The organism is Pallidibacillus thermolactis (assembly GCF_025660415.1).
In the GTDB taxonomy this organism is placed as follows: domain Bacteria; phylum Bacillota; class Bacilli; order Bacillales; family Caldibacillaceae; genus Pallidibacillus; species Pallidibacillus thermolactis.
The window spans coordinates 22217-45644 of sequence record NZ_JAOUSE010000015.1 but is presented as its reverse complement, the minus strand read 5'-3'; the positions used below and the strand labels follow the sequence as shown (position 1 = coordinate 45644).

Genomic DNA, 23428 nt, shown 5'->3' with positions numbered 1-23428 from the left:
ATAATAATCAATTACTTATCATTCATATACAAATGGAGGAGAAACAAATGAAAGAAAAAACATTTACAATTACAGCTGAAGCAGGGTTACATGCACGCCCTTCAACTTTACTTGTCCAAGCAGTTTCACCATTTACATCTGAAGTTTTTATTGAATATCAAGAAAAGAAAGTTAATCTTAAATCGATTATGGGGCTAATGTCTCTTGGCGTTCCAAAAGGTGCTACCATTAAAATTGAGGCAAGTGGAGAAGATGAGTCAGAAGTTATGGCTGCTGTTGAAAAAGTAATGCTTGAACAAGGCCTCGTGAAAAAATAAAATTAAAATGCAAATTAGACCTGAAAATCAAGGACGACGGTTCTTCTGATTTTCAGGTCTTTTATTAAGGAAAAAATCATATGTGACCGATGCAAGCATAACGTTAAAACTGATGATCATCTGCTAATCCATTTTATTGGATAAAATAAAACTGTCATTTCACTTTTTAAAAGAAATATGACATTTCAATAAATATAATCTATAATTACATTTGTTGTCCACTTTACAAGGGAGTAGTATGAAATGATTACAATACATAACGTAAGTAAAACGTACATTCAAAATAATAAGACGTTCAAAGCTTTAGATCATATTTCCTTATCCATTAATCGTGGAGACATTTATGGAATTATTGGCCGTAGCGGTGCTGGTAAATCTACATTACTTAGGTTAATCAATCTTCTAGAGGTTCCGACAAGTGGATCTGTCATTGTTAATGGTCAAGACTTGACAAAACTGAAAGGAAAGCAATTACGTATTGCTCGTCAGTCAATTGGAATGATTTTCCAGCAATTTAATCTAGTGTTGAATAAAACAATTCTAGACAACGTTTTAATTGCATTGGAATTAGCAAAGTATCCAAAAAGTGAGAGATATAATCGAGCAATGGAAGTATTGAATTTTGTCGGCTTGAAGGAGTATGTATACAAGTATCCTAGCCAATTGAGCGGGGGACAGAAACAACGGGTAGGTATTGCAAGGGCACTAGCTAATAAGCCGAAAATTTTATTATGTGATGAACCAACATCGGCCCTTGATCCCAATACGACGGCAGAAATACTTAAAGTACTTCAGTCAATTAATAAAAATTTAGGGGTTACAATTGTCATTGTTAGTCACGAAATGGACGTAATAAAAAGTATATGTAATCGGGTAACGATCTTAGATAATGGAAAAGTATATGAAACGGTTGAAATAGAACCAAAAGGTATCCGTGAACACAGTCACAATCCGGATTGGTTTTTAGCCCAGTTACGAGGGGGGCGTGATTAATGATGCCAGAAATATTAGTACAATACCAGACTGAAATATGGCAGTCAATCGGGGAAACATTTATAATGGTTGGAATTTCCATTATGTTTGCGATATTTTTAGGATTACCTTTAGGAACTCTCCTTTATTTAACACGAAAAGGACAATTGTTAGAAAATCAAATCATTTTCTCTATTCTTAATCTATTTGTTAATATTGTTCGTTCATTTCCGTTTTTATTGTTCGTTGTATTTCTTATCCCTTTTACACGGTGGATTGTTGGAACAGCAATCGGAACTGCGGCAGCAACTGTTCCACTAGCGATTATGGCGGTCGCTTATTATTCAAGACTAGTTGAACAATCATTAATTGATGTTCCGAAAGGAGTAATGGAGGCAGCATTATCGATGGGGGCTTCTGTACCTAAAATAATATTTAAATTTTTATATGTAGAAGCACGTTCAGGACTTGTTTTAGGTTTGACGACTTCCACGATTAGTTTTATTTCCTACTCTACAATTGTCGGTGTCGTTGGTGGTGGAGGGATTGGAGATTTTGCAATCCGTTACGGATACCAGCGCTTTGAAACAGAACTTATGTTTTATATGATTATGATAATGATAATATTAGTACAGCTGATTCAATTTATCGGAACAACCATTTCTAAAAAAATTGATATGCGCTAAAAGTTAGGAGGAATAACATGATGAAAAAACTATGGATGATGATTACAGCCTTGCTGATATTATTAGTAGGTTGTGGTAAAGCAGAAAATGAAACAGAAGAAAATACGAATGTAGAGAAAGATACTGAACAAACCATAAAAGTTGCTACTGCTAGTTCAATTGAAATCGTGTCAGAAATTATGGAGATAGCTGAAAAGTTATTAGCAGAACAAGGAATCCGATTAGAAAATGTTGTAGTGAGTGATAACATTCAACCCAATACAGCATTAGCAGAGAAAGAAGTGGATGCGAACTTTTTCCAGCACGCACTTTGGATGCAAACATTTAATGAAAACAATAATAGTAACTTAGTCGTTGTTGAGCCTGTTTACCATGCAGCTTTAGGACTATATTCCAAAGAATACAAATCCATGGAAGAGCTTCCTGAAGGTGCAACAATTGCGGTGCCAAATGATCCAACCAATTTAGGTCGTACATTAGCATTTCTTGATGCGAAGGGTGTTATTCAATTAAAAGAAGGTACAGGCATTTACGGAACATTACAAGATATTGAAGAAAATCCCAAAAAATACCAGTTCAAAGAAGTTGATTTATTAATGTTAGCAAGAATGTATGATGATGCGGATGCATCAGTAATGTATCCGTCATATGCAATGCCTTTAAATTTAAGTCCAAGCAAAGATGCATTACTTGTGGAAGATCCAATTGATGATTTTGCTATTTCATTGGTAGCAAGAGAAGATAATGCAGATTCTGATCTCGTTCAAAAATTAGCGGATGCTGTTACAAGTCCAGAAGTGAAACAATTCTTAGAAGAAAATTATCCAGAATCAGCTGCTCCAGCTTTTGAGTAATCGTGAGGCAATGAGTAACTATATAAAAAAGCAGTTTAATTACAATAAGAAAAAAGACTTGGTCCTCGTTATTGTACGAGTTTCCGAGTCTTTTTTTGTTTCTGACCGGCAATCAATATATTGCTAAAAACAGGAATGCAAAGTAGTTTTTGTGAATATGTTTGTTACAAGTAGTTTTAGGAGGTGAGTGGAATGTCACTTTCAAAGAAGATTTTGTTAGGAATGGGTTTCGGAATTATTGTAGGATTCATCTTCAATCTAGCCCTTCCTCATCTTTTTGACCCCATCAATACGTATGTTTTGCATCCGTTAGGAACAATTTTTATCAGTTTGATAAAAATGATGGTAGTTCCGATTGTACTTGTGACACTCATTTTAGGTACAGCAGGGATTAGTGATCCAAAGAAATTGGGTCGTATTGGTTTGAAAACGGTTTCATTTTTTCTTGTAACAACTGCGCTAGCCATTACATTAGCCTTAGTAACATCATTATTAGTGAAACCAGGGGTCGGGAATTATTCATTGGACGGAGAAGGATTTGAACCGAAAGAAACGCCACCAGTTATGGATACGTTACTCAATATTATTCCAACTAACCCTATAGAGGCAATGGCTACAGAAAATATGTTGCAAATGATTGTCTTTGCAATTTTTATCGGCTTTGCTTTATCTAAACTTCATAGCAAAGTGCAAGGTTTAGTAAAGTTGGTCGAGCAGGCAAATGATGTACTCATGTATCTAGTTCATGTCATCATGAAATTAGCACCGTATGGGGCATTTGCCTTAATAGCGACGGCAATTGGTGGGCAAGGAATCGATGCAATCTTGGCAATGAGTAAATACTTTTTGGTTGTAATATTTGTGTTCCTTCTTCATCTAGTCCTCGTTTATGGATCTGCAATTAAAGTTTTAGGAAAAATGAATCCGATTCAATTTTTTAAAGGTTTTTCTCCAGCAATGATTGTTGCTTTTAGTACGTCTAGTAGCAATGCTACTTTGCCTGTATCAATGGAAACTGCCCAAAAAAATCTCGGAGTTTCCAAAGTCGTTAGTGGTTTTGTACAACCGTTAGGAGCGACTATCAATATGGACGGAACAGCGATCATGCAAGGTGTTGCTACGGTGTTTATTGCACAAGTTGTAGGAGTTGAATTAACACTTGCTCAATTATTGACCGTTATATTAACGGCAACATTGGCAAGTATTGGTACGGCAGGTGTCCCTGGAGTTGGAATTATAATGTTGTCAATGGTATTAACATCTGTCGGCTTACCTGTTGAAGCAATTGCCTTAGTTCTTGGTGTTGACCGTTTAATTGATATGTGCCGTACAGCGATGAATATTACTGGGGATGCAGTTTGTACAGTTTATGTAGAGCGCACAGAACAAAATCGGAACGATACAGAAGTAGAAACTGTAAGCTAGTTTTAAATATACCGGAGTATATGGAAGTTCATATACTTCGGTTTTTGATTTATTAAAAGGTGAAAATATGAACATTTCTATGATAGCTTAACTCCATTTAAGGAATACTATTATTGGAGGTGATATCTATGCCAAAAAGAAAAGCAGATCCATCTACTATCGGTTTAAGTTCCCATGAAACAGAAGGGCAAGGGACGACCAATCGTGAAAAAGGACGCAAAATGAATTCGTCAAGAAAGAAGCAAAAAGGACTGTAAAAAAGTTTTCGATGTATATTAATTTGAATAATGCATGTATATTATGTTGGGGCTTTAAAACGCAAGCCCCTAAAATATTTTCAAATAAACGTCAATGGTCTTGAAAAACAATTTTATTAGATAGAAGAGAATCAATTTTTATTTATTGAGCGTGAATATAGTTGTAAATCGATTGATAATATGATAGTATTTCAATATGTTGTACGAATGAGTAAAATAAAATACATTATGTTGTGTTTGAGTTATGGTGACATGTTTCATGTCTTAAAAGGGAATCCAGTGAAAATCTGGAGCTGCCCCCGCAACTGTAAGTGTGGACGAATAAGCAAACCCACTGTATCGATTGCTGTAGCTGGTGTCGATATGGGAAGGGCTTTATTAGGAAGAAGCACGAGCCAGGAGACCTGCCATAACTTGAAGTTTCGATTCTTCGGGGTGTAAGAAGCTGAAACGATAGAAATTTTTTATAGTATAATACTATCATTTTATACTGCCTTTCTGTCGTTTTAAGCCGTTCATCCCGAATGAACGGTTTTTTTGTATTTATAAAGGAGGAAGCGGTAGTGAAAACGATGATGAACTATGAAACAAATCAACTGTTAGAGCTTATTGATGAATGGGCAAAAGGATTAAGTATCAAGACGGATACGTATAAAGAGAAAATATTAAAGTTCAATCATTTGGAAAACATCTTCGAAATTGATATCGATATTTTAATTAAATACGCGCTAGAAAATATTGATGAAGCAAATACAGAATGGACTTATTTTGCAGCTAGAATCTATTTACATATGTTATACAAAAAAGCTGCAGAAAACCGTGGCTATCCTTCTTCAAATCAATACGGTTCTTTCTATCATTTAATTTCTCTATTAATTGAAAAGGGAATCTATTCTCCAATACTATTAGAAAAATATTCTAAAAAAGAAATTGAATACTTCGGGAAACTGATAAAACCAGAACGAGACTTATTATTTACATACCCTGGTATTTACACATTAGCAACGCGATATCTTGCCGTGGATTTTGACAAAAAAACGTATGAATTGCCACAGGAACGTTGGATGATAATAGCCATGTATTTAATGCAGGACGAGTCGTTGCCAGAACGCACAAAACATGTAAAAGAAGCTTACTGGGCGTTAAGTCATTTATATATGACAGTTGCGACACCAACTCTGGCTAATGCCGGAAAAACTCATGGTCAATTATCTAGTTGTTTCATAGATACAGTCCATGATAGTTTACAAGCAATTTATGATAGCAATAGCGATATAGCTCAACTTTCAAAAAATGGCGGGGGAATAGGCGTATATATAGGGAAAATCCGTGCTAGAGGTAGTTCAATTAAAGGGTTTAAAGGTATGTCGAGCGGTGTTGTACCGTGGATTAAACAATTGAATAATACCGCTGTAAGCGTTGATCAGTTAGGGACGAGAAAGGGAGCGATATCTGTTTATTTAGATGTTTGGCACAGGGATATCGAAGACTTTCTAGATTTGAAATTAAATAATGGTGACGAACGTTTACGTGCCCACGATATATACACGGGTGTATGTATTCCTGACTTTTTCATGGAGCAAGTTGAAAAAAGAGGAGACTGGTATTTGTTCGATCCCCATGAAGTACGTCAAGTGATGGGTTTTTCTTTAGAGGATTACTATGATGAAACAAAAGGTGACGGATCTTGGAGGGAAAAATATAAGCAATGTATTCATGCAAATTTACAATCCATGAAGAAAGTACCGGCCATTGAAATCATGAAACGAATGATGCGCTCTCAGCTTGAAACAGGTGCTCCTTTTATGTTTTACCGTGATGAAGTGAACAGACAAAATCCAAATACCCATGAAGGTATGATTTATTGTTCTAATTTATGTACAGAAATTGTTCAAAATCAGTCCCCAACAAAATATATTGAAGAGAATATTGTCGAAGAAAATATCATTGTAAAAAAATACAAGTCTGGTGATTTTGTTGTATGTAATTTAAGTTCTATTAATTTAGGAAAGGCTGTTCCGGATAACGTTTTAGAACGATTAATACCTATACAAGTACGCATGCTTGATAATGTTATTGATATTAATACGCTGCCTGTAAAACAAGCTGAGATAACAAATAAAAAGTATCGTGCCATTGGTTTAGGAACCTTTGGTTGGCATCATTTATTAGCATTAAAAAATATAGAATGGGAAACCGAAGATGCGGTTCAATTTGCTGATGAACTATATGAAAAAATCGCTTATTTAACAATAAAAGCCAGTATGGAATTAAGTAAAGAAAAAGGAAGTTATTCTGTATTTAACGGTAGTAAATGGCAAACAGGAGAATATTTTGAGCAGAGAGGCTACATGGATGAAAAATGGCAGCAGTTAAAAAAGGATATTCAAACGAACGGTATCCGTAACAGTTATTTAATGGCTATTGCACCAAATGCAACAACTTCAATTATTGCGGGTTCAACAGCAAGTATTGATCCTGTATTTAAAACATATTATATCGAAGAAAAAAACGATTATCGGATACCGAATACAGCTCCAGATTTGGATCATCGGACATATCATATTTATCGTCGTTCAGCTTATATTTTAGATCAACGTTGGTCAGTGAAACAAAATGCTGCAAGACAAAGACATATCGATCAAAGTATATCCTTTAACTTTTATGTACCAAACAATATTCGTGCCAAAGTATTATTAGACCTTCATTTACAAGCATGGAAGGAAGGATTAAAAACAACGTATTATGTACGTTCTACTTCGAATGATGTAGAAGAATGTGAGTGGTGTCAAAGTTGAAGGCTTTAATTGCTTATTTATCTTATAGTGGAAATACGAAAGAAGTGGCTGAACTAATCGAGGAACAGTTGCTTGAGGAAGGCTTTTTCGTAGAAAAACATCGAATAGGGATTGATTTTCCGATCAGACCTGAAAATTATGATTTGATTTTTATTGGAACCTTCACATGGAATAAAGGCGCAACTCCCGATGAGGTAAAAGATTTTGTCTTAGAAATTGGTTATAAGCCTGACAATATTGCGGTATTTGGCACCGGTGAAACGCAATTTGGTGGAGATCACCTATTTTGTCTGGCAGCTGTAAAATTAGCCAAGTTTTACAAAAGTAAATGGGAGCCTTTAAAAATAGAGCAGTCTCCGCGCGGCAGTCAGGAGAAATATGTAAAAAAATGGGTAGAAGAGGTGTTGCAAGATGCAAAACGTTTTGCTTAATAAAGTGAAAACATTAGAACCCGTATTCCAAAATCGTGCAACAGCAATATTTGGTGGAGAGTCTAGTGGTATATTAAATTGGAATGATATTAAATTTCCTCATTGGTATAAAATGTATAAACGATTATTAGGAAACTTTTGGATATCTGATGAAGTCAATATGTCAAGTGATGTTAAACAATTTCCTTTGTTATCTGAAAAAGAACAGGATACTTACCTAAAAATAATTAGTCTTTTGGCAACTCTTGATTCATCACAAACAAGAACAATTTTACTAACATCTTTATATTCAACAGACCCATCAGTTCAGTCCATTTTAGCTGTCATCGCTCAGCAAGAAGCCGTTCATAATGAAAGTTACTCGTATATTTTGTCTTCGGTTGTATCATTAGATAAACAAAATCAAGCCTTTGATATAGGTAGAAAAGATCCGATTTTACTAAAAAGAAACAAACAATTAATGGAAATTTATAATGCTTTTGCAGAAAGACCAACAATCGAAAATATCATAAAAGTGCTTATTTATTCTACCTTGTTAGAGGGACTATTTTTCTACTCAGGTTTTGCCTTCTTTTATAATTTGGCGCGGCAAAATAAAATGGTCGGTACGTCAACAATGATTAGTTATATTAATCGTGACGAGCTTGAACACGGACGCTTTATTTCCGAACTCATTCGTGCAACGTTAGCGGAACATCCAGAATACAATACAACGAAATTTACAAATTGGGTTTATGACAGTTTTAAGAAATCAGTTGAACTAGAGATCGAATGGTCAAGATATGTGTTAAAAGATGTTGAAGGAATCGATTTGCAGGAAATGGCTGGATTTATTAAATATCGAGCAAATAAATTGTTACGAATGATTGGGTTAAGTGAGTACGATGATAATTATACGGAAAATCCAATGAAGTGGATTCGTGCCTATGTTGATAATTTCGATCGTACAAAAACGGATTTTTTTGAACAAAAATCTCGCTCCTATACGAAAGTGAGCGATTTAAATGGGTTTGATGAACTATAATGTTGGTTAATAGGTGAAGTGAAGTGTATAATATTCGCTTTGACTCGGATTGTATCCGAGTCATTTTTCTATGAAAAGCATATCTACATTTTAAATTGACTGTAATATAAACAAAAATATATACTGACTATAAAAATTCAGAATATAACCATTAATCAGTTAATGGGGAGGGACATATAATGAATTATGATTGTATTGTGATTGGAGCAGGGTTGGCTGGTCTAGTAGCAACAACGGAAATTGCAGCTTCAGGTAGAAAAGTTTTGCTGCTTGATCAAGAACCGGAGCAATCAATGGGAGGGCAAGCATGGTGGTCCTTTGGCGGTTTATTTTTAGTCGATACTCCTGAACAACGTCGCATGGGAATAAAAGATACACGGGACCTTGCTTGGCAAGACTGGTTAGGAACAGCTGCTTTTGATCGGGAGGATGAAGACTATTGGGGAAGAAAATGGGCAGAAGCCTATATTGATTTTGCAGCAGGTGAGAAGCGAGCATGGTTAAGATCACTTGGGATTAAGTTTTTTCCAATTGTTGGTTGGGCAGAACGAGGTGGTTATTTAGCCGACGGACATGGGAATTCTGTTCCACGCTTTCACATTGTCTGGGGAACTGGTCCAGGGCTTGTAGCGCCCTTCATTCAAAAAGTAAAAGAATATATGAAAAATGGTTTTATCACGTTTTTACCTCGGCATCGAGTTGATGAGCTAATTACGAAAAATGGTGCGGTGATTGGTGTTAGTGGTTCAAAATTAAAAGAGGCGATGATCGAACGTGGTGAAGATAGCAATCGTGAAGTGATAGATGAATTTGAATATTATGCTGACACCATATTAGTGTCAAGTGGTGGAATCGGTGCGAATTTTGATTTAATACGTAAAAATTGGCCAGAAAGACTAGGAAGGCCGCCGAAACAAATGCTTTCAGGTGTCCCGAAACATGTTGACGGCAGGATGCTTGCTATTACGGAAAAAATAGGGGGAAGAACCGTTAATCGTGACCGAATGTGGCACTATACAGAAGGGATAAAAAACTGGAATCCAATTTGGTCTCATCACGGCATTCGAATTTTACCTGGCCCATCTTCTTTATGGTTTGATGCCCTCGGCAGACGTCTTCCGGTCCCTTATTTACCCGGTTTTGACACTTTAGGTACCATGGAGACCATTTTAAAAACGGGATATGATTATTCCTGGTTTATTTTAACCGAAAAAATCATTGAAAAGGAATTTGCTCTTTCTGGTTCTGAACAAAATCCAGATTTAACAGGAAAAAGTATCAAAAAGGTCTTGTCGCGCATTTTACCTGGTCCACCAGGTCCGGTGAAGGCTTTTATGGATAAAGGTGAAGATTTTATAATTGCCAATAATTTGGAGGATCTTATTAATCGGATGAATCAGTTAACAGGAGCCCATTTGTTAAATGTAAAAGACATCGAACGGCAAATCCAAGCCAGAGATCGGGAAATTGAAAATAAGTTTACGAAGGATTTGCACATTACGGCGATACGCGGGCATCGAAAGTACAGGGGTGATAAGCTCATTCGTGTTGCCCCTCCTCATAAAATATTGGATCCGAAACACGGTCCGTTAATTGGTGTTCGCTTACATATTTTAAGTAGAAAAACATTAGGAGGGTTACAAACAGACCTTTCATGTAGAGTATTAAATAAAAATGGAATGCCAATATCTGGTCTATTTGCTGCAGGAGAAGTAGCCGGTTTTGGTGGCGGGGGAATTCATGGATACCGATCCCTTGAAGGGACGTTTTTAGGCAATTGTTTATTTACTGGACGTGTAGCAGGTCAGGCTATTATCGATTGTCTAAAGTCATGATATAAAAGTAGTATTAAATTTTATATAATCAATATTATTGTAAATATTCAATCAAAACTTTTATAATAAAGGATAAATTATAAAAGCAATGGGAGAGAGACCAATGCCAATTAATATACCGAAGAATTTACCAGCGGGCGAGATTTTACGAAATGAAAAAGTCTTTGTTATGGATGAAGAGCGGGCGCGAACGCAAGATATTAGACCATTAAATATTGTCATTTTAAATTTAATGCCACAAAAAGAAAAGACAGAATTACAGTTACTTCGTTTATTAGGAAATACGCCTATACAAGTAAATATCACTTTATTACGGACTGCAACACATGAACCGAAAAATACGAGTAAATATCATTTGGAACATTTTTATACGACATTTTCAAAGATTAAACATCGACGTTTTGATGGAATGATTATAACTGGGGCTCCAGTTGAAAAATTGGAATTTGAAGAAGTTGACTATTGGGAAGAGCTAAAGGAAATGATGGAATGGACGAAGACTCATGTAACATCTACCATGCATATTTGCTGGGGAGCACAAGCTGCCTTGTATCATCATTATGGAATTCAGAAGTTTGAGTTGCCAAGCAAATGTTTTGGCGTGTTTCAACATAATGTTTTTGATCCAATGGAAAAACTTGTCCGCGGTTTTGATGAAGTTTTTCATGCGCCCCATTCACGTTATACTGATGTTTCACGAGAGGCAATTGAAAATCATCCTGAATTAAAACTTTTATCCGTTTCTGAAGAAGGCGCTCCTTTTATCATTATGTCTGAGAATGGAAAGAACATTATGATCACTGGCCATTTAGAATATGATGCAACCACTCTTTTAGATGAGTATGTAAGGGACCAGAAAAAAGGGTTAGGAACGGCACTCCCCAAAAATTATTTTCCAAATGATGATATTAACAAGCGTCCGTTACATACATGGCGTTCCCATGGTTACTTGCTTTTTTCAAATTGGTTAAACTATTACGTTTATCAGGAAACACCATACGTATGGGATTAAAAGCTGAATCTATATTGGTTCAGCTTTTTTAATGGTAATTTTTTGTAATCGCACAAGATGAAAGAAATTCGCACGTTTTTTCTTATTTTCGCACACTTTTTAACAACATTCGCACACTTTTTTTCATTTCCGCACACTTAACTAACGAGTACGCACACAAAGTTCTAATTTTCGCACAAACTTCAGTGTTTAAGTTTCCTTTTATTCATGAAAAGCTGTAAAAATAGCAGAAACATACAAAAATACTAAATCTAAAGTGGATATACTGAATTTTTTCAACCTATAATAGAAGGGATTGCATTCCTGTTTATAAAAAATGGTAATATAAATTAGGATAGGTGATTTAAGAAAGGAGTAAATCCAAAAATGACTGAAATTCAATGGATGGACGAAGTATTAAAGCGTAAAGATGATTTTATCAAAGATTTACAAAGTTTATTACAAATAAAAAGTGTTCTTGATGAAGAGAATGCAACAGAAGATGCGCCACTTGGTCCCGGGATTAAAGAGGCTTTACAATTTTTACTAGATTTAGGTGAGAAAGACGGGTTTAAAACAAAAAATGTCGACAACTTTGCAGGTCACTTAGAAATGGGAGCAGGTTCGGAACTTGTAGGTGTCCTTGGACATATCGACGTTGTACCAGAAGGTGACGGTTGGAGTGTTGATCCATATAGCGGGGTAATAAAAGACGGAAAGATTTATGCTCGCGGTGCCAGTGATGACAAAGGTCCAACAATGGCAGCCTACTATGCAATGAAAATTGTAAAAGAATTAGGACTACCACTTAAAAAACGAGTTCGTTTAATTATTGGTACCGACGAGGAGAGTGATTGGCGGTGTGTCGAGCACTACTTTAAGCATGAAGAAATGCCAACGTTAGGGTTTGTTCCTGATGCAGATTTCCCAATTATTTTTGCTGAAAAAGGAATTTCCGATTATGATATCGTGCAAAAACCTGAAGCTAGTGATACAGACGCAACGATTCAATTATTATCCTTCCAATCTGGTCGTCGATATAACATGGTTCCTGACTTTGCGGAAGCTCGTTTGGTTGTTCATATTGAGCCGCAAGAGATAATAGAACAATATCATGCCTATCTTGAAAATAAAGGTCTTGAAGGCAGTGCTACGCGACAAGGAGACGAGCTTGTTTTGACACTAGTTGGCATAAGTGCCCATGGTGCTGAACCGCGGAACGGAAAAAATGCTGGTATATTCTTAGCTCAATTTTTAAAAGAATTACAACTGGATAAAGAAGGCAAAAAATATGTAAAAACGGTCGCTCAATTTTACAATCACGATCGTGGTGAACTGTTTGATATTGTCTATGAAGATGAAGATTCTGGTGAATTGACGATTAACGTTGGTGTAATGCGTTATACGAAAGATGAAGGCGGAAGAATCGGTTGCAATATGCGATATCCGGTTACGTTTCATATTGATTTAGGGAAATCAAAAATTGAAGCAAAATTAAAAGAAGCTGGCTTACATCTTGAAAACTTCACCGACTCAAAACCTACATATGTGAAAAAGAATGATCCACTAATTCAAACATTGCAAAAAGTTTACGAAGAACAAACAGGCGAAAATGCTGAACTGTTGGCTATCGGTGGTGGGACATATGCTAGAGCTCTCGATCATGGAGTAGCCTTTGGCGCACTTTTCCCAGGAAGAGAAGATGTGATGCATCAAAAGGACGAATATGCTTATCTTGATGATTTATTAAAAGCTACCGCCATATATGCGCAAGCCATTTATGAATTGGCAAAATAAATACGAAGAAGTTGTTTTGTGAAAAGTATGAATATAAAATAAAAGCAATTGGTGTGTTTGTCTCCAATTGCTTTTTTTTACAAACGAACGATCAAAATAAGGGGTTCTAATTAAAATAGTAAAAAGGGGGATGGAGATGAAAAAATCATTTGATATGAAATACATAGTAAACGAAAATGCAAGACATGTAGATTTGCAGAAAGCATCGACAACTTTTATTCGTCGTGAAGTTGTACAAAGGGTCAGAGATTTTCATAAAAGCTTTCCCGAATATGAAGTTACACCACTCCATCATTTAAAAGATTTAGCAAAATTTTTAGGTGTTAAAAACATCTGGGTAAAAGATGAATCGTATCGCTTTGGTCTTAATGCTTTTAAAGCATTAGGCGGTACCTATGCTATTGGCAAGTTTTTATCAGAAAAATTGAACGTTGCTATTGAAGAGCTCTCTTTGGAAAAATTAAGGAGAAGGGAAGTAAAAGAAAAGATCGGTGAAATTACTTTTGTAACGGCGACAGACGGCAATCATGGAAGAGGTATCGCTTGGGCGGCAAATAAATTAGGGCATAAATCCGTTGTTTATATGCCAAAAGGGTCTTCTGAAACTCGCTTAAACAATATAAGAAAAGCGGGTGCTCAAAGCTATATCACCGATTTAAACTATGATGATACTGTCCGGTTCGCAAGACAAAAAGCAGAAGTAAATGGATGGATATTAGTACAAGATACGTCCTTGGATGGTTATGAAAAAATTCCGACCTGGATTATGCAAGGTTATGCAACTCTAATTGATGAAGCTATCGAGCAAATCGCTCAGAATGGCTTTAACAATCCAACTCATATCTTTTTACAAGCGGGTGTCGGTTCATATCCAGCAAGTATTCAAGCTTATTTAGTTGAAAAATTTGGTGATGGTCGTCCGTTAACAATAATTGTGGAACCGCATCATGCTGCCTGTTTTTACAAATCGATGGATTTGAATGATGGAAATCCTCATGCTGTTACAGGAGATTTACGAACAATTATGGCTGGTTTAGCCTGTGGAGTACCAAGCAAAATAGCATGGCCTATATTAAAGGATTATGCAGATGCGTTTGTTTCCATCCCCGATTATGTGGCTGCCAGAGGAATGCGGGTGTTAGCCAATCCATTCGGAAATGACCCTCGTATTATATCCGGTGAGTCTGGAGGTGGAATTGGCATTGGTTTACTTACGTTGTTATCAGAAAATCAATCATTCAGCGACATGAAAGAAGCTTTGAAACTTGACGCTAATTCACAAATTCTTATTATCAGTACGGAAGGGGACACAGATCCTAACCATTATAGAAAAATTGTCTGGGATGGGGCATATCCATTCTATCAGGAGGTATAAATATGATCATCGAAACAAAAATTGAAGGTTTTCGTTTGCGGTTTGCTAAAGAACAGGATACCTCACTAATTCTCCATTTTATTAAAGAATTAGCAAACTATGAGAAAATGTTAGATGAAGTCGTTGCAACAGAACAGACATTACGAGAATCCCTCTTTGAGAAGAAATGTGCGGAAGTCATTATAGCCGAATATCGTAATGAACCGGTGGGATTTGCTTTGTTTTTCCATAACTTTTCTACTTTTGTTGGACGACCCGGATTATATTTAGAAGATTTATATATAAAAAAAGAGATGCGCGGGAAAGAGTTTGGAAAAATAATCCTTTCATTCCTTGCTCATCTAGCAGTGGAAAGAAACTGTGGTCGCATGGAATGGTCATGCCTTAATTGGAATGAACCATCCATTCAATTCTATAAAAAAATGGGTGCTATTCCAATGGATGAATGGACCGTTTATCGCTTACATGGTCAATCGTTAGAAAAATTAGCTAAACAGTTTTAAGGTTTCCAGAAGGTGAACGTTCCCTAAGTTGTGAAAACCTCAGCATTCAAAAGGCTGGGGTTATTTTAATTAAATAAAAAACGATATAATCAAATTATTTTTTCTGAACCGTTGAAAGCAGAAGTATTTACTTATAAAAGCTCAATATGAAAATTGGCGAACAAATTTCTCCATTTCCATGTATGTGATTTGATTAGTTTAGAAAAGATAGGCGATATACTGTAACAAGCCTTTACTTCGATAATGAGGACAAAGGTACCTATTTTGAGACAAAAAATAAGTTGAACTTCCGTCAACCATTCCGTTTACAAATTTATGATGAAATGGATTTCCATCATTATTTCCAATAAAAATATATAATTTCATGTACAATAAACATATATAGTAAGTAAGGTATGGATAATGAACAAAACTTGGACGGATGAGGTAAAACGATGAATGAAGTAATATTAAAAAATCCTGAGCAAACATACAAGTCAGCGGAAAACCAAGCAAAGGCATATTTTCAAACATTATTTGAACAATATCAAGAAAAAACATTTGTAAAAAAGTTAATCCATGATTTCCAAATTTGGAAAAAGAATCATGTTTTTAGTCCAATTGTTCCCTTTTTTTCTAAAAAGGAAGCGGCTGCACCAAAAAATCATAAACAATATGTTAAATGGTTAATCAAGGCAGGTCAATTAGAGCGTTATTTACATCGAAGCGTCTCATATATTTTTATGAGAGATTTAGGAAAAAACATAAATGAACCCGAAACACAGAAACGAATCAATGCAATTGTAAATGAATTAAGGAAAAATTTAATCAAAGAAACCGAACAAACGAAGCAAATGAGTCATATCTATCATAAAACGTTTGATTGGGCGAAGATTTATCAGGATGCGAAAAAAGATGGGATGGAAGTAGCCATCATTTGGTTAATTGAAAAATTGCAGCATGTAGCGAAACTCATCCCAGATGGTATGGATCGGGAAGAAGCTCAAAGGAAATTAATTAAAATTGTGGCTGGCGTTCTTATCCAAGAACGAGAAGATATGCCAACTGATTTATCACCAGAAGAACGAAGTAAAAGGCTCAATCGTGCAATTAAGTTAGGCTATGCATACGGATTAACTTACCCATATATCGATGATTTATTAGATTCAAATGTGTTATCAGAAGTTGAACAAAGTCGATTTTCTGATTTAATCCGAACAACTATAATTACGGGTAAAGCACCAGAATTAGGTGAGTGGTCAGGTAAAAATAAATCGTTTATTGAACAAGTTTACACTGAACTGTGCAATGCCTTTGAATTAATTCAACAAAATCAACGATCTGAGACAAAGGAAAAGTTTTATGAACAAGCCTATATTTTTTTTCATTCACAAGAAGTTGATCGAAAAAAGACTCTAGCTAATCCCAACTATTCAAACGAAGACCTCTTTATTCCAGTCATCTTAAAATCATCAGCATCCCGCCTCATTGTACGTACCATTTTAAGTGCTCCAGAAGATAAAGGTTTTGATAAACGAATCTTTTATTATGGGGTCTATAATCAATTGGCTGATGATTTAACAGACATGTTTAAGGATTTGGAAAGTGGCGCAGTTACCCCATATACGTATTACTATAAATATCATAAGGTCCGTTCTGATTTAATTAATCCCTTTGCATTGTATTGGACTGTAATTGCGTACCTAATTCATAACGTATATCAATCTGATGATCTTGCGAGAGAGGTTATTTTGAATCGTGCGATTAATAGTTTAAAACGATTGAAAGTGCGCGTTGGAAATAAGAAATACAAAGAGATCATGCGTATATTTTCCAACTTTGATCTACAATTTAATAAATTAATTCAATCATTCGTCGATAAGGCACAGGATGTGGACTTTTATGACAAATTATTGCGCGATCAAATGATAGCGACTTTAAAAAACGAGGAACTAGCTAGAGAAGATTTTTCTAAAATAGTAAAAGCCGTACGTAAAAAAATTAATTTTGCACTTTTAATTGAAAAGAAAAATGAAATTCCAAATAAGACGATCATTGATGCAGCTAATTATAGTCTTGAAGGTGACGGAAAAAGGTTGCGTCCTATTATTACATGGGTCATGGCTGTAAAAGAATACGCACTTCATGAGGAGGCCATTTTTCCATTACTGAAATCATTAGAATATATGCATACCGCCTCTTTAATTTTTGATGACCTCCCTGCCCAAGATAATGCAACGATTCGTCGTGGAAGACCAACCTTACATGAGGTATATAATACGGCCATTGCGGAATTGACCGGTCTTTTTATGACACAAAAGGCGGTAGAGGAACAGACTAACTTAAAAAATTTTACAAGTGATGTTGTTCTGCGTCTTATTCAATATTCTTCAGAAACGATACAAAAAATGTGTGTAGGGCAAGCTATGGATTTAAATGCAAAAGGGAAACATTTAACTTTAGATGAGCTAAATAAGATGTGCCTGTACAAAACTGGTATTGGTTTTGAAGCCTCCTTAGTTTTACCGGCAATACTTGCTTGTGTAGACGAAAAGGAAATGGATGGATTAAAACAATTTGCAAAACATGCGGGTATTGCCTTTCAAATTAAGGATGATTTACTTGATGTTGAAGGTAATCAACATTTACTTGGTAAACCTATCGGACAAGATGAAGGAAATAAAAGTTCGACGTTCGTTTCTATTTTAGGTGTGGAAGAGGCGAAAAAAATGATGTGGGAACATTACTGCTTAGCAGATGAAGCTTTGCAACACCTTCCATTAAAAACACCTTTTTTAAAACAGTTATTAAATTACTTTGTACATCGCGATCATTAGAAAGTGGCTGATCAATTAGGTCAGCCCTTTTTTATTTAAAAAATCGAATATGAATAATAGAAATTGGTTCTCATGATGAGTCAATAAAATTACACACTTCATTCGTATTATGTTAGGATAAATATGTTTATTAGTAATAAGATTTTTAGTTTGTTATTTTAAAATAGTAATCAATTTGTTAAAAATGAAATGGTCAATATTTGAACAGTAGTATATAATGTAATTTGGACTTTTTTATAATTGTTATAAACACAATTAATGGCATTTTTTTCTGTTGATCTCGTGTCTTGATATATTAGTAGAACAGGATTGGAAGGTGTAATGTTTTGGGAAAAATTTTATCGAACTATAAATATACGCTTATCCTGCTTATCGCAATTATTATTGGTGGATTTGCAGGATTTTTGGTTGGGCCAAAAATAGAAGTTATAAAACCCTTTGGAGATTTATTTTTAAATTTAATGTTTATGATTATTGTGCCACTTGTATTTTTCAGTGTTGCTTCGGCGATTGCTAATACAAATGGAATGAAACGTTTAGGTAAAATACTTGGTGGCATTATTGTTGTATTTTTTATTACGGCTTTGATATCTGCTGTATTAGGATTTATAGGGATTCGTCTGTTTAATCCCCTTGAAGGAATTGATACAACACAAATTATGAGCATTATGGAAGAGCCTGAACAAAACACAGAAGTAGAAGAATTATCTTTTCTCGGACAGCTTGTTCAAACTTTTACTGTGTCCGATTTTTCAATGTTGTTCTCAAAAAGTAACATGCTTCAGTTAATTGTCTTCTCTGTTCTGTTTGGACTAGCTACAGCAATGGCGGGTGAAAAGGGCAAACCAATTGCCAATCTTTTAGCTTCGGGAACTGAAATTATGATGAAAATTGTTAAAATCATCATGTATTATGCCCCGATTGGTCTAGGTGCTTATTTTGCTACAATTATTGGACAACTTGGTCCACAAATACTTGGCGGTTATGTTAAAGTATTTGTCCTTTATCTTGTTATAACGATCATTTATTATTTTGGCTTTTTTACGCTTTATGCTTTCGTTGCTGGAGGAAAGGATGGAATTAAAGTATTTTGGAAAAACGCAATAACACCATCCGTTACAGCTATTGCAACATGTTCCAGTGCGGCGTGTATTCCAGTAAATTTGACAGCAGTGAAAAAAATGGGAGTACCGAATGATATTGCTGAAACAATTGTTCCTTTAGGAGCAAATACACATAAGGACGGTTCTGTATTTGGTGGAGTGTTTAAAATTGTTTTCTTATTTTTATTGTTCGGAAAAGATATGTCAAGTTTCACTAGTATTCTTATGATCATTGGGGTTGCCTTTTTAGTTGGAGCTGTTATGGGTGCCATACCAAGTGGTGGTATGATCGGTGAGATGCTCTTATTAAGTGTATTTGGATTTCCACCAGAAGTGTTACCGATTATTGCGGTTATTAGTACCATCATTGATGCTCCAGCGACATTATTAAATTCAACAGGCAATACCGTGTGTGCGATGATGGTTGCAAGACTTGTGGAAGGGAAGAAATGGTTACAAAAATCAATCCATGCACATTAAAAAAGAGCTCGATGTAGCTCTTTTTTTGTCATTTTTTATACGAAGAAACAAATTTTTACATTTGAATAAATGTGTAAACGGAGCATTGTTAACATAAGATAAGAACGGAGATGATGTTAAGATTATAAAGTTTTTCCCTTATTGATCATATATGTTTTATAATGTTAAAAGAAGTGTGACTTTCGGTTTACTTATTTTTTACATGACTATTAAAAATATTTAACTTCCTTGCGATACAGTAATTAAGATCCTAAGTACGTGACCGTGTCTATTGTTCGTAGCGACCTTATTTATTAATTCATATACTAACAACAAAACTTAACAAATAACGGTATAATACTACTGTATTATTTACTTTTCGCGAGTTTTGAATATTTTGAAGTATAATAGAATCATTGAAATGAAGTTCTAAGCACATGGAAGAAAGAACGGTAAAGAGGTGTATTCCTTTTTGAATGAAAAGGTGAAAAAGAAAAGTGCAATAGTTACAGATGAGTTAAAGGATAAACTTGATTGTGTCGCAGATAAAAATTATAAAACTTTAATGAAAAATAAACGTCTCAAATCATTTGATGTGAATGAACAAGTGCGTCGTAAAGTAAAAATAATAATGAATGTACTGACAATTTTAAGTATTATTGGCTGTGCAATTTTCATTTTCTACGGATTGAAAACGCAAATTTTTACTTCGGACACGGCATTACGAGAGTTCTTAATGAAGTTTGGATTTTGGGCACCGGTTATATTTATTGTATTTCAAGCAATACAAGTTGTTTTCCCTATTTTGCCAGGTGGGATAGGATTACTTGGTGGAGTATTGCTCTTCGGTCCAGTCGGTGGTTTTATTCTTAATTATATAGGAATATGCCTCGGATCGATTGCCGCATTTGCTATTGCTAAAAAGTTTGGGAATATGGTTATTCAGCTGTTTTTTAGTAAAAAAATGCAAGAAAAGTATATGAAATGGGTAAATAGTCGTAAGTTTGACACATTGTTTACAATTGCGATTTTTGCACCTATCGCACCGGATGATTTTCTCTGTTACTTAGCGGGTACAACGAAAATGACATTTTTAAAGTTTACAATTATAATTTTATTAGGAAAACCTTTAGCTATTGCAATTTATACGTTCGGACTTGACCTGATTTTTAGGCAGTTTATTGAATGGATTGTGTAAAAGAAAGGGAATGTTTATGGGATCATCAGAAGAAAGCAACAGGAAAAAAGTATTAATATATTCTGGAATGTTGAAGCTTGTGAATAAAAGTGGCGTCGGCCAGGCTGTACGTCATCAAAAACAAGCGTTAGAACAAGTAGGCGTCCCGTTTACGATGGATAAAAACGATCATTATGATGTTGTTCATTTAAACACAATTTTTCCTGATTCTTTATTTATGAGTAAACGAGCCAAAAGGAAGGGTAAAAAAGTTATTTATCATGCTCATTCTACAATGGAAGATTTTCGAAACTCGTTTATCGGTTCTAATCTTTTTGCTCCATTATTTAAACGGTGGATTACCCATTGTTATAACAGTGGCGATATAATCATTACTCCGACTGATTACGCAAAAGATCTATTAAAAAGTTACGGTCTTAAACCTCCAATTATTAGTCTATCAAATGGGATCGATTCGAATTTTTTTAAAAAAACGATAGAGGCGAGGGAACGTTTTCGTAAAAAATATCAACTATCAAAAGATCAAAAAGTCGTTATATCTGTTGGTCATTATATTAAGCGAAAGGGAATATTAGATTTTATTGAACTGGCCAAACGGCTGCCGGAATATGAATTTTTTTGGTTTGGTTATACGAATTTAAATATGATCCAACCGAAAATTCGTAAAGCCATAAAACATCCTCCTGCTAACCTTCATTTCCCAGGATACGTCAGTCGAAGTGAAATTCGAGATGCTTATTGTGGCAGTGATCTATTTTTATTTTTAACATATGAAGAGACAGAAGGCATTGTTCTATTAGAAGCCCTTGCTGCACAAATTCCAGTATTAATTCGAGATATACCAATATATTCGAATTTTAAAGACGGAGAGGTTCTTTATAAAGCGGACAGTATTGAGCAATTTCATGAGAAAATCATTAAGATCGTCGAAGGAAAACTGCCTGATTTAACAGAGAATGGGCATCGAATTGCAAAAGAACGCGACTTAAAGGTAATAGGCAAACGATTGAAAGAGATTTATCAATAATTTTGTAGTGTTGAAGGTATTCATTGTTCGCAAGCAATGGATACTTTTTTCTTATCAATCGAGTGTTTTAAAATCGGTGCATAAAAATGCTAAATATTTTTTTTATTATGTCGATTATAGAATTAAATAGAATCACTATTTTGTTATCATGGTTACCAAATTTACTCAAGGGGAGATCACAATGAATCGTAGTATAAAACTAAAGATGCTTTCGATGCAATTGACAATGATCATCTTATTTACGTTATTAAATATTTTTAATATATTCTATGACTCGATAGTTATAAACCTTTCTTTAACAATTATGATCGGTATTATCGGCCTCATTTTGGCATATACATTGTCAAATAATTTTGCAAAGCGAATTGATAAAGTGACACAACGAATGATTGATTTAGAACACGCTGATTTGTCCAAGGATCCTTTAGCAGTAAAAGAAAAAGATGAGATTGGTGTAATGACAAATTCCCTTAATGGGTCCATCGAAAACTTGAAGCAATTAGTTGAAAAAGCAAATCAAGTCATTATCGATGTAACGGATTATAGTAAAGAGTTATCCCATGCCGCTCATGAGGTAAAGGTTGGATCACAACAAGTTGCCACAACAATGCAAGAGTTGTCAATGGGAGCGGAAAATCAAGCGAGTAAAGCAGGAGACTTATCTACGATCGCGGATTCATTTACAAGAAAATTGTTAGATGCAGGTAAACAAAGTGAAGATATTCAACGCTATTCATTAGATGTACTTGAAATGACTCATGAAGGACATGAGCTAATGGAAGGTTCAAAATCCCAAATGGAAAATATCGAGAAAATGGTTCGTGATGTTGTTGAAAAAGTTCAAGGTTTAGAGCATAGTGCGAAGAAAATTTCTAACCTTGTTGTTGTAATAAAAGATATTGCTGATCAGACAAACTTACTCGCCTTAAATGCAGCGATTGAAGCAGCTCGGGCAGGAGAACATGGAAAAGGGTTTGCGGTTGTAGCAGAGGAAGTTCGAAAGTTAGCAGAAGGAGTTGGAGCTTCTGTTGTAGATATTCAAGAAATCGTTAAAGACATACAAAGTGAAACGAATGTGGTAACACAATCGCTAAATAGCGGCTTTTCGGAAGTTCAAGAAGGAACAAAACAAATCCAAAAAACAGGAGAAACATTCGAAACGATTAGAAGTGCCGTGACAGCAATGGGAGAACGAATTGATACTGTTTCAAAGGATCTTACAAAAATGGTTGCTGAGGGAAGGCAAATGAATCATGCCATTGAAGAAATAACAGCAGTAACGGAAGAATCCGCTGCGGGAATTGAACAAACAACTGCAGCGGCAGAAGAAACAAGCCGTTCTATGGATCAAATTTCTAGAGATACTGAAAAAGTTGTTTCTGCCGTATCCGAGCTTAAACAAATACTTGGTCGATTTAAGTTATAGGTCAATGCTTCAAAAAATAGTATATATGAAATAGATACTAATCTAGAAAAACCAAGAATGTTTTTATAAGGCATTCTTGGTTTTTTACTGAATAGACAAACATTGCATGATTATATGTGATAAATGTAAAATTG

The 23428-nt window shown here is 35.1% G+C and carries 19 protein-coding genes, 1 pseudogene and 1 riboswitch; all 20 genes and pseudogenes read left to right on the top strand.

Features of this window, described 5'->3' with window-relative positions:
• The first annotated feature begins 47 nt into the window (after positions 1-47).
• The 20 genes and pseudogenes from OEV82_RS07070 (at position 48) to OEV82_RS06980 (ending at position 23294) form a co-directional block, all read left to right on the top strand.
• A complete protein-coding gene (locus tag OEV82_RS07070) occupies positions 48-317 on the top strand; it encodes a phosphocarrier protein HPr (RefSeq protein ID WP_263061433.1) in 270 nt (89 codons plus the stop codon).
• A gap of 243 nt (positions 318-560) precedes the next feature.
• On the top strand, positions 561-1310 hold the full coding sequence (locus tag OEV82_RS07065; protein WP_263061432.1) for a methionine ABC transporter ATP-binding protein: 750 nt from the start codon (positions 561-563) through the stop codon (positions 1308-1310).
• Between the two features lie 2 nt (positions 1311-1312).
• Entirely contained in the window at positions 1313-1975 is a 663-nt protein-coding gene (locus OEV82_RS07060) for a methionine ABC transporter permease (protein ID WP_173661139.1), read from the top strand.
• Positions 1976-1995: 20 nt separating this feature from the next.
• On the top strand, positions 1996-2829 hold the full coding sequence (locus tag OEV82_RS07055; RefSeq protein WP_173661141.1) for a MetQ/NlpA family ABC transporter substrate-binding protein: 834 nt from the start codon (positions 1996-1998) through the stop codon (positions 2827-2829).
• 192 nt (positions 2830-3021) lie between these two features.
• Positions 3022-4254 carry a dicarboxylate/amino acid:cation symporter gene (locus OEV82_RS07050; protein ID WP_173661121.1) on the top strand — a complete coding sequence of 411 codons (1233 nt, stop codon included), beginning with the start codon at positions 3022-3024 and terminating at the stop codon, positions 4252-4254.
• 128 nt (positions 4255-4382) lie between these two features.
• Positions 4383-4511: a YuzL family protein gene (locus tag OEV82_RS07045; protein ID WP_173661123.1), complete on the top strand. Its 129-nt coding sequence runs from the start codon at positions 4383-4385 to the stop codon at positions 4509-4511.
• Between the two features lie 228 nt (positions 4512-4739).
• A riboswitch (cobalamin riboswitch) is annotated at positions 4740-4937 on the top strand.
• A gap of 146 nt (positions 4938-5083) precedes the next feature.
• A complete protein-coding gene (locus tag OEV82_RS07040; RefSeq protein WP_263061441.1) occupies positions 5084-7309 on the top strand; it encodes a ribonucleoside-diphosphate reductase subunit alpha in 2226 nt (741 codons plus the stop codon).
• Entirely contained in the window at positions 7294-7740 is a 447-nt protein-coding gene (locus tag OEV82_RS07035; protein ID WP_173661125.1) for a flavodoxin, read from the top strand. Before OEV82_RS07040 ends, OEV82_RS07035 begins: the two co-directional genes overlap by 16 nt.
• Complete coding sequence (locus tag OEV82_RS07030) at positions 7721-8764, top strand: ribonucleotide-diphosphate reductase subunit beta (RefSeq protein ID WP_173661127.1); 1044 nt, start codon at positions 7721-7723, stop codon at positions 8762-8764. Before OEV82_RS07035 ends, OEV82_RS07030 begins: the two co-directional genes overlap by 20 nt.
• Positions 8765-8943: 179 nt before the next feature.
• Complete coding sequence (locus tag OEV82_RS07025; protein ID WP_263061431.1) at positions 8944-10599, top strand: FAD-binding dehydrogenase; 1656 nt, start codon at positions 8944-8946, stop codon at positions 10597-10599.
• A 103-nt stretch (positions 10600-10702) separates the two neighbouring features.
• On the top strand, positions 10703-11611 hold the full coding sequence (metA, locus tag OEV82_RS07020; RefSeq protein WP_173661131.1) for a homoserine O-acetyltransferase MetA: 909 nt from the start codon (positions 10703-10705) through the stop codon (positions 11609-11611).
• A 366-nt stretch (positions 11612-11977) separates the two neighbouring features.
• Positions 11978-13387, top strand: a complete 1410-nt coding sequence (gene pepV, locus OEV82_RS07015; RefSeq protein ID WP_263061430.1) for a dipeptidase PepV — start codon at positions 11978-11980, stop codon at positions 13385-13387.
• Positions 13388-13523: 136 nt separating this feature from the next.
• Entirely contained in the window at positions 13524-14762 is a 1239-nt protein-coding gene (dpaL, locus tag OEV82_RS07010; protein WP_263061429.1) for a diaminopropionate ammonia-lyase, read from the top strand.
• Between the two features lie 2 nt (positions 14763-14764).
• On the top strand, positions 14765-15265 hold the full coding sequence (locus tag OEV82_RS07005; RefSeq protein WP_263061428.1) for a GNAT family N-acetyltransferase: 501 nt from the start codon (positions 14765-14767) through the stop codon (positions 15263-15265).
• Between the two features lie 218 nt (positions 15266-15483).
• A pseudogene (locus tag OEV82_RS16150) lies at positions 15484-15615 on the top strand (VTC domain-containing protein); the annotation flags it as partial.
• 84 nt (positions 15616-15699) lie between these two features.
• Positions 15700-18081, top strand: coding sequence for a polyprenyl synthetase family protein (locus tag OEV82_RS07000; protein ID WP_263061427.1), 2382 nt, complete (start codon positions 15700-15702; stop codon positions 18079-18081).
• A gap of 326 nt (positions 18082-18407) precedes the next feature.
• Positions 18408-19664 carry a dicarboxylate/amino acid:cation symporter gene (locus tag OEV82_RS06995; RefSeq protein ID WP_173657938.1) on the top strand — a complete coding sequence of 419 codons (1257 nt, stop codon included), beginning with the start codon at positions 18408-18410 and terminating at the stop codon, positions 19662-19664.
• A 451-nt stretch (positions 19665-20115) separates the two neighbouring features.
• A complete protein-coding gene (locus tag OEV82_RS06990; RefSeq protein WP_263061426.1) occupies positions 20116-20841 on the top strand; it encodes a TVP38/TMEM64 family protein in 726 nt (241 codons plus the stop codon).
• A gap of 16 nt (positions 20842-20857) precedes the next feature.
• Positions 20858-21868 (top strand): glycosyltransferase family 4 protein, encoded by a 1011-nt coding sequence (locus OEV82_RS06985; RefSeq protein ID WP_173657939.1) that lies wholly within the window; start codon positions 20858-20860, stop codon positions 21866-21868.
• A 181-nt stretch (positions 21869-22049) separates the two neighbouring features.
• A complete protein-coding gene (locus OEV82_RS06980; protein WP_173657940.1) occupies positions 22050-23294 on the top strand; it encodes a methyl-accepting chemotaxis protein in 1245 nt (414 codons plus the stop codon).
• Positions 23295-23428: the final 134 nt, after the last annotated feature.